The organism is Stenotrophomonas sp. PS02289 (assembly GCF_029960115.1).
In the GTDB taxonomy this organism is placed as follows: Bacteria; Pseudomonadota; Gammaproteobacteria; order Xanthomonadales; family Xanthomonadaceae; genus Stenotrophomonas.
The window spans coordinates 1-14,385 of record NZ_JASCOZ010000113.1 but is presented as its reverse complement, the minus strand read 5'-3'; the positions used below and the strand labels follow the sequence as shown (position 1 = coordinate 14,385).

9 protein-coding genes are annotated in these 14,385 nt (G+C 67.2%); 3 read left to right on the top strand and 6 right to left on the bottom strand.

The features are described 5' to 3' along the window. Positions 1-59 precede the first annotated feature (59 nt). On the bottom strand, positions 60-980 hold the full coding sequence (locus QMX83_RS15025; RefSeq protein ID WP_282297453.1) for an LpxL/LpxP family Kdo(2)-lipid IV(A) lauroyl/palmitoleoyl acyltransferase: 921 nt from the start codon (positions 978-980) through the stop codon (positions 60-62). Positions 981-1,054: 74 nt separating this feature from the next. Between QMX83_RS15025 and waaA the strand changes: the two genes are divergently transcribed. Continuing rightward, positions 1,055-2,353 (top strand): lipid IV(A) 3-deoxy-D-manno-octulosonic acid transferase, encoded by a 1,299-nt coding sequence (gene waaA / locus QMX83_RS15020; protein WP_282297452.1) that lies wholly within the window; start codon positions 1,055-1,057, stop codon positions 2,351-2,353. Between the two features lie 19 nt (positions 2,354-2,372). On the opposite strand, the gene QMX83_RS15015 is transcribed toward waaA, so the two are convergent. From QMX83_RS15015 to QMX83_RS15005, 3 genes are read right to left on the bottom strand one after another with little or no spacing between them, the layout of a single operon-like run. Further along, positions 2,373-3,692, bottom strand: coding sequence for an O-antigen ligase family protein (locus QMX83_RS15015; RefSeq protein WP_282297454.1), 1,320 nt, complete (start codon positions 3,690-3,692; stop codon positions 2,373-2,375). Then, positions 3,682-4,794, bottom strand: a complete 1,113-nt coding sequence (locus QMX83_RS15010) for a glycosyltransferase (RefSeq protein ID WP_282297451.1) — start codon at positions 4,792-4,794, stop codon at positions 3,682-3,684. The genes QMX83_RS15015 and QMX83_RS15010 overlap by 11 nt, the downstream gene beginning before the upstream one ends. Positions 4,795-4,810: 16 nt before the next feature. Then, positions 4,811-5,008 (bottom strand): zinc-finger domain-containing protein, encoded by a 198-nt coding sequence (locus QMX83_RS15005; RefSeq protein WP_057497568.1) that lies wholly within the window; start codon positions 5,006-5,008, stop codon positions 4,811-4,813. 326 nt (positions 5,009-5,334) lie between these two features. Between QMX83_RS15005 and QMX83_RS15000 the strand changes: the two genes are divergently transcribed. Continuing rightward, on the top strand, positions 5,335-8,688 hold the full coding sequence (locus QMX83_RS15000) for a GH92 family glycosyl hydrolase (RefSeq protein WP_282297450.1): 3,354 nt from the start codon (positions 5,335-5,337) through the stop codon (positions 8,686-8,688). A gap of 329 nt (positions 8,689-9,017) precedes the next feature. Here QMX83_RS15000 and QMX83_RS14995 read toward each other — a convergent pair whose 3' ends face one another. Beyond that, on the bottom strand, positions 9,018-11,306 hold the full coding sequence (locus QMX83_RS14995) for an NADP-dependent malic enzyme (protein WP_282297449.1): 2,289 nt from the start codon (positions 11,304-11,306) through the stop codon (positions 9,018-9,020). A 225-nt stretch (positions 11,307-11,531) separates the two neighbouring features. Beyond that, a complete protein-coding gene (locus tag QMX83_RS14990; protein WP_282297448.1) occupies positions 11,532-12,881 on the bottom strand; it encodes a dicarboxylate/amino acid:cation symporter in 1,350 nt (449 codons plus the stop codon). 262 nt (positions 12,882-13,143) lie between these two features. Here QMX83_RS14990 and QMX83_RS14985 point away from each other — a divergent pair, with 262 nt between their 5' ends. Beyond that, on the top strand, positions 13,144-14,316 hold the full coding sequence (locus QMX83_RS14985) for a porin (protein WP_282297447.1): 1,173 nt from the start codon (positions 13,144-13,146) through the stop codon (positions 14,314-14,316). The last annotated feature ends 69 nt before the right edge of the window (positions 14,317-14,385 follow it).

The following is a 14,385-nucleotide window of genomic DNA, read 5'->3' as shown; positions in this document are numbered from 1 at the left end:
ACGCAGGGCGTGGCTCTACGTCGAATGAGCCGTAGAGCCACGCCCTGCGTGGCTGCGCGTCATTTGTAGAAGCTGCTGCGTCCACCCGGCTGACGCTTGAAGCGCCGGTGGATCCACAGATACTGATCCGGTGCCTCACGCACCATCGCTTCAATGGCCTGGTTGACCCGCGCGGTATCGGCTTCCACGTCCTCGCTGGGGAAATTCTCCAGCGGCGCACCGATCTTCAGAAAATACTTCCCCCCTTCGCGGCGATGGAAATACGGAATCACCGCGCAGCCGGTCATGCGCGCCAGCTGATGCGTGGCGGTGATGGTGGACGCGGTATGCCCGAAGAACGGCACGAACACGGTGTCCTTGCCGCGCATGTCCTGGTCGGGCGCGTACCAGAGGAACCCCCCCTTCTTCAGATGCCGCACGGTCGCACGGATATCTTCATTGGCGTACATCGCCTTGGCATAGCGCAGCCGCCCGAACTTCACCGCCCACTCGTACACCGGGTTGCGGTGCTTGCGGTACATGCCGGAAAGCTCAACGTGATCGCACAGCAGCCGACCGCACATCTCCAGGGTCATGAAGTGCCCGGAAACCAGCAGCACGCCGCGCCCTTCTTCCTGCATGCGCTTGAGGTGTTCCAGCCCTTCGATCTGCACCTTCGGACGGATGCTGTCGATGCTGCCCCACCACGCACGGGCAAACTCGAAGATGCCCACACCCAGCGCGTCAAAGCTGTCGCGCAGCAGGCGCTGCCGCCAGGCGTCGTCCTGTTCAGGGAAGCACAGCTTGAGGTTGACCTCGGCCGCCTTGCGCCGGCTGCTGGCCAGCCGGTAGGCCACCGTGCCCACGCCCCTCCCGAGTGCCCGCTGCAGGCCCCACGGCAGCCGGGCAACCGCAAAGGCCCCGAGCATGAAGGCGAACATCGGCCAGTGGCGGGGATTGCGCAGCGACGGGCGGGTCGCAGTGGAAGCGTTATCGGACATGACCTGATTCTAATGGATGCATCCGCTGCCTGCGGTGCATGTCTTTCCCGGGCCGCCTCCCGTATCCTCTGCCCATGCGTAATCGCCCTGTTGAGTGGATCCTGCGCGGCCTGTATTCGGCCGTGCTGTACATGCTGCTGCCCATCACCGTGTACCACCTGGTGTGGCGGGGCTTCCGGGTGCGCCAGTACTTCCAGCGCTGGGACGAGCGCTACGCCTCCTATCCGCAGTCCAGCGTGCACCCGCGGGTGTGGCTGCACGCGGTGTCGGTGGGCGAGGTCAATGCCGCCGCCCCGCTGGTGAATGCCCTGCGCGCGCAGCGCCCGGATATCCGCTGGGTCATCACCACCATCACCCCCACCGGCTCGGAGCGGGTACGTTCGCTGTGGGGCGATGCGGTGGACCACGTGTATCTGCCTTACGACGTGCCGGGCAGCGTCGGCCGTTTTCTGGGGCACTTCAAGCCCAGCCTGGCGCTGATCCTGGAAACCGAGCTGTGGCCGAACCTGCTGTTCGGGTGCCGTGACCGCGGCATTCCGGTGTACATCCTCAACGCCCGCCTCTCAGCGCGTTCGCTGCGCGGCTACCGGCTGCTGGCTCCGCTGATCGCACGTGCGCTGCGCACGGTGACCTGTGTAGCCGCGCAATCGCAGGACGATGCGGAGCGCTTCATCCAGTTGGGGGCCGAACCCGAGCAGGTCCGAGCACTGGGCAACCTGAAGTTTGAGATCGCCACGCCGAACGTGCGTGAGTTCATGGCGAACTTCCACACTGCGGTACCGTCGGCGCGCCCGGTGTGGATCGCGGCCAGCACGCACGAGGGCGAGGAACAGGCCACCCTGGACCTGCACCGCCAGCTTCGCGCGGAGATTCCCGATCTGCTGCTGCTGTGGGCTCCCCGTCATCCCGAGCGATTCCCGCGCGTGGAGGCGCTGGCCCGCGAACAGGGCTGGAAGGTCGCCACCCGTCGCCAGGAGCAATGGCCATTGGCGGACACCGACGTCTTCGTCATCGATACGCTGGGCGAGCTGATGTCGTTCTACAGCTGCGCCCAGGTGGCCTTTGTCGGCGGCAGTCTGCAGCCGATCGGCGGACACAACCTGCTGGAACCGGCGGCCATGGGCACCGCGTCAGTCACCGGTCCGCACCTGCATAACTTCTCGGAGATCTCGCGGCGCATGCGCGAGGCCGGCGCGGTGTTGATCGCCGACGACGTGGAAGGCGTGTATGTCGCCCTGCTGATGCTGCTGCGTGACCCACAGGCGCGCGAAGACATGGCGCGCGCAGGCTGCATCCTGGTCAGCACCGGCCGCGGTGCACTGCAGCGCACGGTGGACCTGGTAACGCCGCAGCTGCCACCACCGGTTGCGTAACAACGCGCCGCGCGGTGGATCAACCGGTGCTTTCGTCGCGGGCCAGCAGGCTGCCGGCGTACAAGGCGGCCAGCAGCAGAGTGAGGCCGCCCCAGAAGGTTGAGTAGAACGCCAGGTGCGTGTTCAACGGAAACACGGTGACGGCCAGCGCCAGCGCCGCCGGGCGTGCGCGATCGCGCGCGGCCAGCGGTGCGAAACGCCAGGCTCGCCAGGCCTGCGCCGCAGCGGCCAGCCACAGCAGCAGACCCAGTACGCCCGTTTCTGAAAGGATTTCCAGCACGATCTGGTGTGCGTGCAAGGCCGGTCCCTCGCCCCACACCCCCGGCTGCTTGGCTTCCGCCTGGCAGGCCGGATAGGCGTCGCGGAACCCGCGCGCACCGACCCCGTTGATGGGGTGCTGTTCGATCATGCAACCGGCGGCCGCCCAGATCTGCGCGCGACCGGACAAAGCCTGGTTCACGCCATCGCCTTCACCTTCCCAGGCCATGGCAGTGCGGGTGATCCGCTCGCGCACCTGGGTGGACGCCAGCGACATGCCGACCACGGCCACTGCTCCCAATGCCACACAGACCAGCACGCCCCGCGTGCCCAGCAGACGCCAGCCGGAGAACGCCAGCACCAGCGCATAGGTGATCCACGACGCGCGTGAGCCGGCCAGCACCAGCACCACGCCCACCGCCGCAGCCGTTACGCCCCAGCCCCAGGCACCGGCCCGCCGCGCGACCGCGAACAACAGGAACGGCGACAGGCTGGCCAGAACCTGCCCGAACTTCAGATTGCATGGCCCCAGCACGCCACTGAGGCGATCGGCGGCGGCCACTTCCTGCGGCGTGCAGAAGCCGTGCCCGCTGACCGCCCACTTCAACTGATCGAGCGACCAGAACAACGGACTGGTGCCGAACGCCGCCTGCGCCAGCGCATCGAGCGTCCACACTCCGGTGATAATCGCCATGCCGCCCAGCGTCAGTGCGCGCCGCTGCGGCGTGGCCACGGCAATGGCGACCAGCCACATAAAGGGCAGATAGCGCAGTCCCGCCGCCGCTTTACGCCAGGCTTCGGAAGGATCAATGGCATCGAATGCGGAGAACGCCTGCGGCAACCAGTAGCCCAGGAACAGGATGCTGGTCAGCGCCCAGGCCGGGCTGCTCAGCAGCCGCTGCTTGCCCTGCAGCCGCAGCTGCACCATGCGCACGGCCGCGTACAGCGCACCGAGCACGAGCACACCCTCGGCCAGACCCGGCAACGGCCACAGCGCGACAAAGGCGATGACCCACCACGGGGCCCAGCGCCCGGCACGCGCGCCCGGCGATCCCGCAGGGACCGACGCTTCAACCGGCAAGTTGGGTGTAGAGCTGGAGCGTGTCACGTTGCATCGCCTGCAGGGTGAACGGAATACGCGACGGCAGCGCAGGCGGCTGCGCCAGCAACTGGCGTGCGCGCGCCAGCAGGGCCGGAGCATCACCCAAGGGTACCGCGCCAGACGGTTGCAGCTGTGTCAGCAGCTCGCCAACGCCACCGTGGTTCCAGCCCAGTACAGGTCGACCCACCGCCACGGCTTCGACCACGGTACGGCCAAAGGCCTCGGGCTTGTCCGACAGCTGCAGCACCAGGTCACTGGCCGCATAGGCCTCGGCAATGCGCGAGGTGGGCGCCGTCATCAGCACGTCCTGCGCGACGCCCAGCTGCTGCGCCTCCGCTTCAAGTTCGGCCACGTAGCGTTCGCGGCCGGGTTCGCGTGTGCCCGGCATCCACAGCCGGGCAGGCACGCCGGCGGCGTGCAGCCCGGCCAGCAGCGCCAGCGCATGATGATGGCCTTTCAGACGGGTTCCGCGCCCCGGCAGCAGCAGCAGCGGGACATCGCCCGCCAGCGCCGGGTGCTGCGCGGCCACCGCCAGGCGCGCACGCCGGTCCTGGCGGCCCACCCGCGGGAACTGCGCGATGTCCACGCCCCGCGGAATCACCTGCAGACGCTCTGCGGCTACCGAGGGGTAATGCTGGCGCACGAAGTCGCGCACGGTATTGGACACACAGATGACCCGCTCGCCGCTGGTCATCACCGCACTATAGCGTCCCGGCGAATTCAGCCCGTGCACGGTGGTGACCCAGTGCGGACGGCGTTCAACGGGCAGGTTGCGCACGGCATACAGGCCCAGCCACGCCGGCAGGCGCGAGCGCGCATGCACGATGTCGGCTCCGGTCTGCGCGAACAGATCGCGCAGCGCGCGCACGTGGCGCAGCGTCCACAGCGACTTGCGCCCGATGTCCAGGGTGAGATGTTCAGCCCCGCTGGCCAGCAGCGGTTCGACCAGACGCCCACCGGCCGACACCACGATGGCGCGGTGTCCGGCCGCGACCAGTGCCGCCGCGATCTCAAGGGTGGAGCGTTCGACCCCGCCGGAGTGCAGCGCCGGCAGCAGCTGCACCACGGTCAACCGGCGCACGATCGGGGAGGCCTGCTCAGTCGGCCAGCACGAACACCGAACCGCAGTACGGGCACTGCGCTTCGCCGTTGGGCTCGTCTTCGATCGGCAGGTACACGCGCGGGTGCGAGTTCCACAGCGCCATTTCCGGCGTCGGGCAGCTCAGCGGCAGTTCGCTGCGGTGCACGGTGTAGCGCTTCTCGGCATTGGCGGGCGCAGTGGCGGTATGGCTCATGGCGGAATACGGAAGTGGAGGTGCGAGGACCGCGATTCTAGCACCCGGGGCCGTTGCCACGGCGTGGTCCGGTGCCGCCGGGGATTTCGGCCCATTTGACCGATCTGCGTTTTTCCCGGGTTTAGATCGAACTAATTTCACTTGCGGCGCGGCGCAGGGTGTTGCAGGATCGGTCACGTTCCGATCACAACCCGATCGCACGGCCCGACCCCCACCGGACCGGCACCGCCCCACCGACTGCCCTGCGGCAGCCGGAACGGTGCCGTCTGCCTCAGGTCGCCGATGCGGGCTTTGCCCTGCTGCCTGTCCCACCGGGAGAACCGTGCATGACCCTGCCCCGCCGCCACCCTGTCCGCCACGCCGTGCTGCCGCTTGCGCTGGCCTTCGCCTGCGCCGCCACTGCCCTGCCCGTCCTGGCGCAGGACTTCAGCACCTCGTTTGAAGCCGGCCAGCCCGTGCCCAAGGCCGCTGCGGGCAACCTGCAGGTGAAGATCGGCAATGGACCGGCCGCCCCGTACGCGGCCAAGGCCAATATGGGCTATCAGGGCGTGCGCGCGTTGAGCTACCGCAGTTCTGGCGGTGCCGCACGCACCGCGCTGTTCACCACCGACGTGACCGTTGCCGCGGACACCACGCTGAGCTGGATGGTGCTGCCGGAGATCGTCGGTGGCGATACCGTGGCCAGCACCTACGTGTCGCTGGACCTGGTGCTGGATGACGGCAGCCGGGTGTCCACCAGCGTGGCGCGCGACCAGCATGGGGTGGCGCTGGGTGCGCAGGCCCAGGGCGACTCGAAGACGCTGTACCCGCAGCAGTGGGCGCACAAGCAGGTGCGGCTGGGCGACGTGCCCGCTCTGCGCGGTCGCCGCGTGGTGGCAGTGGAACTGGAAGTGGACAGCGCCGCGCAGGCCGCGACCGCCGGCTGGATCGACGACATCCGCCTCGGCGAGCTTGCGCGCAGCAGCGCCCAGCGCCCCACCGACTGGGTGCTCACCACCCGTGGCACCCAGTCCAACGGCACTTTCTCGCGCGGTAACAACTTCCCCGCCACCGCGGTACCGCACGGCTTCAATTTCTGGACCCCGGTGACCGACGCCGGCTCGCTGAGCTGGCTGTACCGCTGGAACGAGCACAACGACGCGGCCAACCGGCCCCGCCTGCAGGCACTGGCGCTCAGCCATGAGCCCAGCCCGTGGATGGGCGACCGCCAGACCTTCCAGGTGATGCCTTCGAACACGCGCGGCGTGCCCGAAGCCGACCGCGGCAAGCGCGCGCTCACCTTCGCGCGCGAGAACGAAGTGGCACGTGCCCACCGTTATGGCGTGCGCTTCGACAACGGAATTGCCGCCAGCATCGCGCCCACCGACCATGCCGCCCTGTTCCGCTTCGACTTCCCCAAGGACGGCGACGCCAACCTGCTGTTCGACAACGTCGACGCGCGTGGCGGGCTGACCCTGGACCCGGCCACGCAGACGCTGTCCGGATACACCGACACCCGCAGCGGTCTGTCCAACGGCGCGACGCGCATGTTCATCGTGGCCAGCTTTGATCGCCCGTGGCAAACCAGCGGCACGATCAAGACCGGCCGTCCGACCGGCTACATCAAGTTCGACCCGGGCAGCGAGCGTCGTGTGCACATGCGCATTGCCACCTCGCTGATCTCGTTGGAGCAGGCCCGCCACAACCTGGCGCTGGAGCTGGCCAGCGACGATGACATCGAGCGCGTGGCCGGCCGCGCCCAGGACGCGTGGGATGCGCGACTGGGCCGCTTCGACATCGGCACGGCCAGCGACGACGAGAAGACCACGCTCTACTCCAACCTGTACCGCCTGTACCTGTACCCCAACTCGGCGCACGAGAACGTCGGCACTGCCGCCGCACCGGACTGGCGCTACGCCAGCCAGGCCAGCGCCGGCGAAGACGCCACCGGCGACGCCAGCGCCAGCCGCAGCTTTGCCCCGATCCGCGACGGCAAGGTCTACGTGAACAATGGCTTCTGGGACACCTTCCGCACCACCTGGCCGGCCTACGCGCTGTTCACCCCGAACGATGCCGGCAGCCTGGTGCAGGGCTTCCTGGAGCAGTACCGCGCCGGTGGCTGGGTGGCGCGCTGGTCCTCGCCGGGTTACGCCGACCTGATGGTCGGCACCAGCTCCGACGTGGCCTTCGCCGATGCATGGTTGAAGGGGATCCAGGGCTTCGACGCCGCTGAGGCCTACGAGGCCGCGCTGCGCAATGCGACCGTGGTTCCGCCGGACCGCCATGTCGGCCGCAAGGGCATGCGCCACTCCAGCTTCCGCGGCTACGCCAGCACTGACACCCACGAGGGCATGTCGTGGACCATGGAAGGTGCATTGAACGACTTCGGCATCGCCAACATGGCCACCGAACTGGCCAAGCGTGCCGGCAGCGCCGCCGAACGCGAGCGCTACAGCACCGAGGCCGACTACTTCCGCAACCGCGCCGGTACCTACGCCACGTTGTTCGACCCGGCCGCCGGCTTCTTCCAGGGCCGCACCGAGGCCGGCCAGTGGCGGGTGGCGTCGAGCCAGTACGACCCGCGCGTGTGGGGTCACGATTACACCGAGTCCAATGGCTGGACCTTTGCCTTCACCGCCCCGCACGACGGCGAAGGCCTGGCCGCGCTGTACGGCGGTCGCGAGGCATTGGGCAAGAAGCTGGACGCGTTCTTCAGTACCCCGGAAACCGCGGATCCTTCGCTGGTCGGCTCCTACGGCGGCGTGATCCATGAAATGACCGAAGCGCGCGATGTGCGCATGGGCATGTACGCGCACAGCAACCAGCCGGCACACCACATCCCGTGGATGTACCTGTATGCCGGGCAGCCGTGGAAGACACAGGACCACGTGCGCCAGATCCTGGAGCGCCTGTATGTGGGCAGCGAGATCGGCCAGGGCTATCCGGGGGACGAGGACAACGGCGAGACGTCAGCGTGGTACCTGTTCGCCTCACTGGGCATCTACCCGTTGCGCATGGGCGCGCCGGAGTATGTGATCGGTTCGCCGCTGTTCAAGCAGGCACGCGTGCAGCTGGGCGACGGCAAGGTGTTGACCGTGAACGCGCCGGCCAACTCGCGCGAGAACCGCTATGTGCAGTCGTTGAAGATCAACGGCAAGCCGTGGACGAAGACCTGGGTACCGCACGAAGTGATCGCAGCCGGGGCCACGCTGGACTTCGAGATGGGGCCGCAGCCTTCTCGCTGGGGCACCGGACCGGACGACGCGCCGCGCTCTCTGACCGCGCGCGGGCAGCGCCCGGCCGGGCTGCATGACCTGCTGGGTGCGGGTGCCAAGGCCACCCTGGCCGATGGCTCTGTGGCCGCAGACCTGATCGACAACGATGCCGACAGCGCGTTGGGCATGGGGGCCGTCGGCACGGTGACCTTCACTGGGCTGAGCGATGGCCAGGCCACCTTGTACACGCTGACCAGCGGTGAAAGTTCGATCCGTGCCGCCGAGTGGGTGCTGGAAGCACGCACCGCCGGCGGGCGCTGGAAGACCGTGGACCAGCGCAAGGGTGAGGCGTTCCAGTGGGCGCAGCAGACGCGTCCGTTCAAGATCGCACAGCCAGGCAAGTACGCCGAGTACCGGCTGCGGATCAAGGCGCAGGGCCGTGCGCAGTTGGCCGAGGTGGAGTTGCTGGCACCTGGGGCGCATTAAGGATTTAAAGCGGTGCCCCGATTGGCGCGGCGACACATGGGCGCGTGAGGACGCGTTGATCGCAATGGCGCCCGATGGATCGCCTGGCCTGGTCGGGCCCGGGGTGGCTGCGCTCCCAAGAGCGCCGCCAAGCCGGGCCACGTGGGCATATTGAGCCATTGCCGCATTTCAGGGCGGTTACGGCAGGGCTGCGGAAGCGTTAAAGGCAAAAGGGACCGGTGCGGCGCACCGATCCCTTCTTCAAGGTCAAAAGCCGGCCAACGGCCGGCGCTACGCGTTTCGCTTCGCGAAACCGGAACGCGCCATGCGCGCTCCGTGAGAAGAACGCCTCAGGCGTTCTTCTCTTCCTCCAGCGTCTTGCGGATCTGAGCGTCAACGGCCGCAATCGCGGTCATGTTCAGAATGCGGCGCGAGGTCGCGCTGGTGGTCAGGATGTGCACCGGCTTGGCAACGCCCATCAGGATCGGACCAATCGCCACGCCGTCGGTGAATACGCGCACCAGGTTGTAGGCAATGTTGGCCGCTTCCAGGTTCGGCAGCACGAACAGGTTGGCACGGCCCTTCAGGGTGCTGTCCGGCAGCAGCTTCTGGCGCAGTGCTTCGTCCCACGCGGTGTCACCCTGCATTTCACCATCCACGTTCAGGCGCGGGTTGCGCTTGAGCAGCAGCGAACGCACCTGGCGCATCTTCAGCGCGTCCTTGGAATCGTGGCTGCCGAAGTTGGAGTGCGACAGCAGCGCCACCTTCGGCTCGATCCCGAACAGCTTCATGCGGTAGGCGGCCTGCAGGGTGGCTTCGCAGATCTGCTCGGCGGTCGGGTCTTCCTGCACGTGGGTATCCACGAAGAAGAACACGCCCTGCTGGTTGATCACACCGGTCATCGCCGAGGTCGAGGTGACCTTCGGCTCCAGCGGCAGCACGCTGCGCACGTAACCCAGCTTCTTGTGGAAGCGGCCGACCACGCCGGTCAGCATGGCGTCGGCTTCACCGCGCGCCACCATCACCGCGGCGATCAGGGTCGGACGCGAACGCATCAGGTTCTTGGCGGCAGCCACGGTGACGCCACGACGGCCGGTCAGGCTGTGGTAGTACTGCCAGTAATCGTTGAAGCGCGGGTCGTCGTTGATGTTGGTGATGTCGAAGTCGTCACCGGCCTTCAGGCGCAGGCCCAGGCGCTCGATGCGCGACTCGATCACGTCCGGGCGGCCGATCAGGATCGGACGGGCAATGCCTTCGTCGACCACGTTCTGCACCGCGCGCAGCACCACTTCTTCTTCGCCTTCGGCGTACACCACGCGCTGCTTGTCAGCGCGCGCACGGTCGTACACCGGCTTCATCATCAGGCTGGTGCGGTACACGAACTGCGCCAGCTTCTCGCGGTACGCGCCCATGTCGGCGACCGGACGGGTGGCCACGCCCGAGTCCATCGCAGCCTGGGCCACGGCAGCGGACAGTTCCACCAGCAGGCGGCGGTCGAACGGACGCGGAATCAGGTAGTCACGGCCGAAGCTCGGGGTGTCGCCGTAAGCGGAGCCCAGGTCGCTGGCCTCGCGGCGCGCCATCGCGGCAATGGCGTGCACGCAGGCGATCTTCATTTCTTCGTTGATCGCCGTCGCGCCCACGTCCAGCGCACCGCGGAACAGGTACGGGAAGCACAGCACGTTGTTGATCTGGTTCGGGTAGTCCGAACGACCGGTACCGATCAGCGCGTCCGGGCGCACGCTGCGCGCCACTTCCGGCATGATTTCCGGGGTCGGGTTGGCCAGCGCGAAGATCACCGGGTCCTTGGCCATGGTCTTGACCATGTCGGCGGTGAGGATGCCCGGGGCCGACAGGCCCAGGAAGATGTCCGCGCCGTCGACGATCTCGGCCAGGGTGCGCTTGTCGGTGTCGCGTGCGTAACGCGCCTTTTCCGGATCCAGGTCGGTACGACCGGTGTGGATCACGCCCTCACGGTCGAAGGCCAGGATGTTTTCCTTCCGCACACCCAGCGAGACCAGCATGTTCACGCAGGAGATGCCCGCTGCGCCCATGCCGGTGGTGGCAACCTTCACTTCCTCGATCTTCTTGCCGGTGACGACCATGGCGTTGAGCACGGCCGCGCCGACGATGATCGCGGTGCCGTGCTGGTCGTCGTGGAACACCGGAATGTTCATGCGCTCGCGCAGCTTGCGCTCGACGATGAAGCACTCCGGAGCCTTGATGTCTTCCAGGTTGATGCCGCCGAAGGTCGGCTCCAGCGAGGCAATGATGTCGACCAGCTTGTCCGGGTCGTTTTCATTGATTTCGATGTCGAACACATCGATGCCGGCGAACTTCTGGAACAGCACGCCCTTGCCTTCCATCACCGGCTTGCCAGCCAGCGGGCCGATGTTGCCCAGGCCCAGCACGGCGGTGCCGTTGGAAATGACCGCGACCAGATTGCCGCGTGCGGTGAGTTCGCTGGCCTGCTGCGGGTCGGCCATGATCGCTTCGCAGGCGTGCGCCACGCCCGGCGAATAGGCCAACGACAGGTCACGCTGGGTCAGCATCGGCTTGGTCGCCGAGACCTTGATCTTGCCCGGCGGCGACATGCGGTGGTAATCGAGGGCGGCCTGCTTGAAGTCTTCGTTGGACATCGCTGTGTATGGACGTGAATGGGCAAGAGGAACAGGGGATCATACCCCCGTTGACGGGATGAGACCTGTCGGCAGGCTGTCGCGGGGGTGCTGCGACCGCACAACGATCAGGCCGTGCGCTGGCGTATGCCAACGCAGAATGCCGCCTTCAGATGACAAAAAAGCAGGGTTACGCCGTCCTAGGGGGGAACGGCGCAACCCTGCAACGCATCACCTGCGGGGGGTTCAGCGGGCCGGCGCGGTCAGCGGCGACGGCTCGTCATCGGTGGCCAGGGCCGGCAGTTCGGCTTCGCGGCCATCCAGCGCCAGGGCCAGGCGGTCGCGGTCCAGGGCGTTCTCCCAGCGCGACACCACCACGGTGGCCACGGCATTGCCGATGAAGTTGGTCAGCGAGCGGCATTCGCTCATGAAGCGGTCCACGCCCAGGATCAGCGCCATGCCGGCCACAGGCACTTCCGGCACCACGGCCAGGGTGGCGGCCAGGGTGATGAAGCCGGCACCGGTCACGCCTGCCGCGCCCTTGGAGCTGAGCATGGCGACCAGCAGCAGGGCGATCTGGTGGCCCAGGGTCAGTTCGGTGTTGGTGGCCTGGGCGATGAACAGCGCCGCCAGGGTCATGTAGATGTTGGTGCCGTCCAGGTTGAACGAGTAGCCGGTCGGAACCACCAGGCCCACCACCGACTTGCTGCAGCCGGCCTTTTCCATCTTCTCCATCAGCGACGGCAGCGCCGATTCGGAGGACGAGGTACCCAGCACCAGCAGCAGTTCGGCCTTCAGGTAACGGGCCAGCTTGAACACCGAGAAGCCGCACAGACGGCACACGACGCCCAGGATCACCGCCACGAACAGGAACGAGGTGATGTAGAACGAGCCCACCAGCCAGGCCAGGTTGATCAGCGAACCCACGCCGTACTTGCCGATGGTGAAGGCAATCGCACCGAAGGCACCGATCGGGGCGGCCTTCATCAGGATGTGCACCAGGCGGAACACCGGAGCGGTCAGCGCTTCCAGGAAGGTCAGCACCGGGCGGCCCTTCTCACCGGTGAGGGCCAGGGCGATACCGAACAGCACCGCCACGAACAGCACCTGCAGGATGTTGCCATCCACGAAGGCGCTGACCAGGGTGGCCGGAATGATGTCCATCACAAAGCCGGTCAGGGTCAGCTCATGCGACTTTTCCACATAGCTGTGGACCGCGGTCTGGTCCAGATCGGCCGGGTTGATGTTCATGCCCGCGCCCGGCTGCACCACGTGCGCCACCACCATGCCCACGATCAGCGCCAGGGTGGAGAAGAACAGGAAGTAGGCCATCGACTTGGCGAAGACCCGGCCCACGGTGCGCAGGTGGGTCATGCCGGCGATGCCGGTGACGATGGTCAGGAAGATGACCGGCGCGATGATCATCTTCACCAGCTTGATGAAGGCATCGCCAAGCGGCTTCAGCGATTCGGCGAAGGCCGGCTCGTAATGGCCGAGGATGGCACCCAGGACGATGGCCACCACCACCTGGAAGTACAGCTGGCGGTAGAACGGCAGCGGCTTGGCCGCGATGGGGGCTGAGGTGGGGACGTGCATGGGAAACTCCGGCAGTGTCACGGGGGATGCCGGCCGCGGACGGCGGCATCTGGCGAGCACTTTTTACGCCCCGCGCCGCCGAACGCAGATAACCTATTGGTACTAACCCCCCGGTTCAGCCAACGCCAGTGCCTACACTGGCCCGGCACCGCGCCCCCACGGCGGCGGGTTGCCGCGCCGGCCGGGGCCTAGTGCCCCAACAGTTTTGCCGCTTGCGGCCGTTGTTGTACTGCCCCTATTTTTTAGAAGCACACCTATACCCATGCGCCTGACCCCCCTGTTTCTTGCCCTGACCGCCCTCTCCGCCCCCATGGCCGCCTCTGCTGCCGGCTACGACTGGGACAACTGGCCGACCAAGGTCGCCTTCAGCGACGGCACCGAACTGGCCGCCACCGGCAACATCGCCTACGACTGGAACCGCTTCTCCGACAGCAGCGGCATTGAAGATGCCGACGCCGTGCGCCGCAAGGAATTCGGTGCCACCCTGAAGAAAAAGGGCGTCTACGACGCCATGGTGTACTACGACTTCCAGTCCGACACCTGGCTGGACGTGTTCGTGCGCTTTGAAAGCAAGGCCTTCTTCGGCAAGGACGTGGGGCGCTTCCGCTTCGGCTACATGAAGACCCCGGTCGGCCTGGACGCCAACACCTCCTCGCGCGCCGGCAGCTTCGTCGAAACCGCCCTGCCCGTGCAGGCCTTCTACGAAGGCCGCCGCACTGGTGCCGAGTGGGTGCTGGAACGCCCGCAGTACCTGCTGCAGGTAGGCGCTTACGGTGGCAAGGATCTACAGGGTGACAACCCGGGCACCACCCAGGCCGTCCGCGCCGCATGGACTCCGTTCAAGGCCGCCGGCGACGTGCTGCACCTGGGCGTGGCCTATTCGGAAGAAAACCCGCGCGGCTACCGCGACGGCCGTGACGTGCACCACGAAGCCAGCGCCCGCCTGCGCGCGCGCCCGGAAGCCGGCCTGACCGACATCCGCCTGGTCGACTCCGGCGCCCTGGTCACCGCCGACAAGATCAAGCGCACCGGCCTGGAAGGCATCTGGATCAAGGGCCCGTTCTCGGTGCAGGCTGAAGCGCTGCAGACCACCGTGACCCGCGAAGGCAAGCCGGATTACACCGGTGACGGCCAGTACGCGGCCGTCAGCTACTTCCTGACCGGCGAATCGCGCCCGTACAACGCCGGTGCCGTGGCCAACGTCAAGCCCGCTCACGCCTATGGCGCGGTGGAACTGCTGGCCCGCTACAGCCGCATCGACCTGGACGACGGCGACGTGCTCGGCGGCCGCCAGAACGACCTGACCATCGGTGCCAACTGGTACCTCACCAGCCACTTCAAGTTCCAGGCCAACTACGTGAAGGCCGACGCCAGCCGTCGCGGCGTGCACACCACGCCGGAAATGTTTGAAGTGCGCGCGCAGATGCACTTCTGATGCACCCGGGCGGGTGCGCGCAACGCGCACCCGCCAGCTCGCCGCGTAAACTCCCGGCATGTACAGCAC

Excerpts from the sequence above, each read along its gene's own strand:
- QMX83_RS15000 (WP_282297450.1), top strand. The coding sequence starts at position 5,335 with ATGACCCTGCCCCGCCGCCACCCTGTCCGCCACGCCGTGCTGCCGCTT.
- QMX83_RS14995 (WP_282297449.1), bottom strand. The coding sequence starts at position 11,306 with ATGTCCAACGAAGACTTCAAGCAGGCCGCCCTCGATTACCACCGCATG.
- waaA (WP_282297452.1), top strand. The coding sequence starts at position 1,055 with ATGCGTAATCGCCCTGTTGAGTGGATCCTGCGCGGCCTGTATTCGGCC.
- QMX83_RS14990 (WP_282297448.1), bottom strand. The coding sequence starts at position 12,881 with ATGCACGTCCCCACCTCAGCCCCCATCGCGGCCAAGCCGCTGCCGTTC.
- QMX83_RS14985 (WP_282297447.1), top strand. The coding sequence starts at position 13,144 with ATGCGCCTGACCCCCCTGTTTCTTGCCCTGACCGCCCTCTCCGCCCCC.
- QMX83_RS15025 (WP_282297453.1), bottom strand. The coding sequence starts at position 980 with ATGTCCGATAACGCTTCCACTGCGACCCGCCCGTCGCTGCGCAATCCC.
- QMX83_RS15005 (WP_057497568.1), bottom strand. The coding sequence starts at position 5,008 with ATGAGCCATACCGCCACTGCGCCCGCCAATGCCGAGAAGCGCTACACC.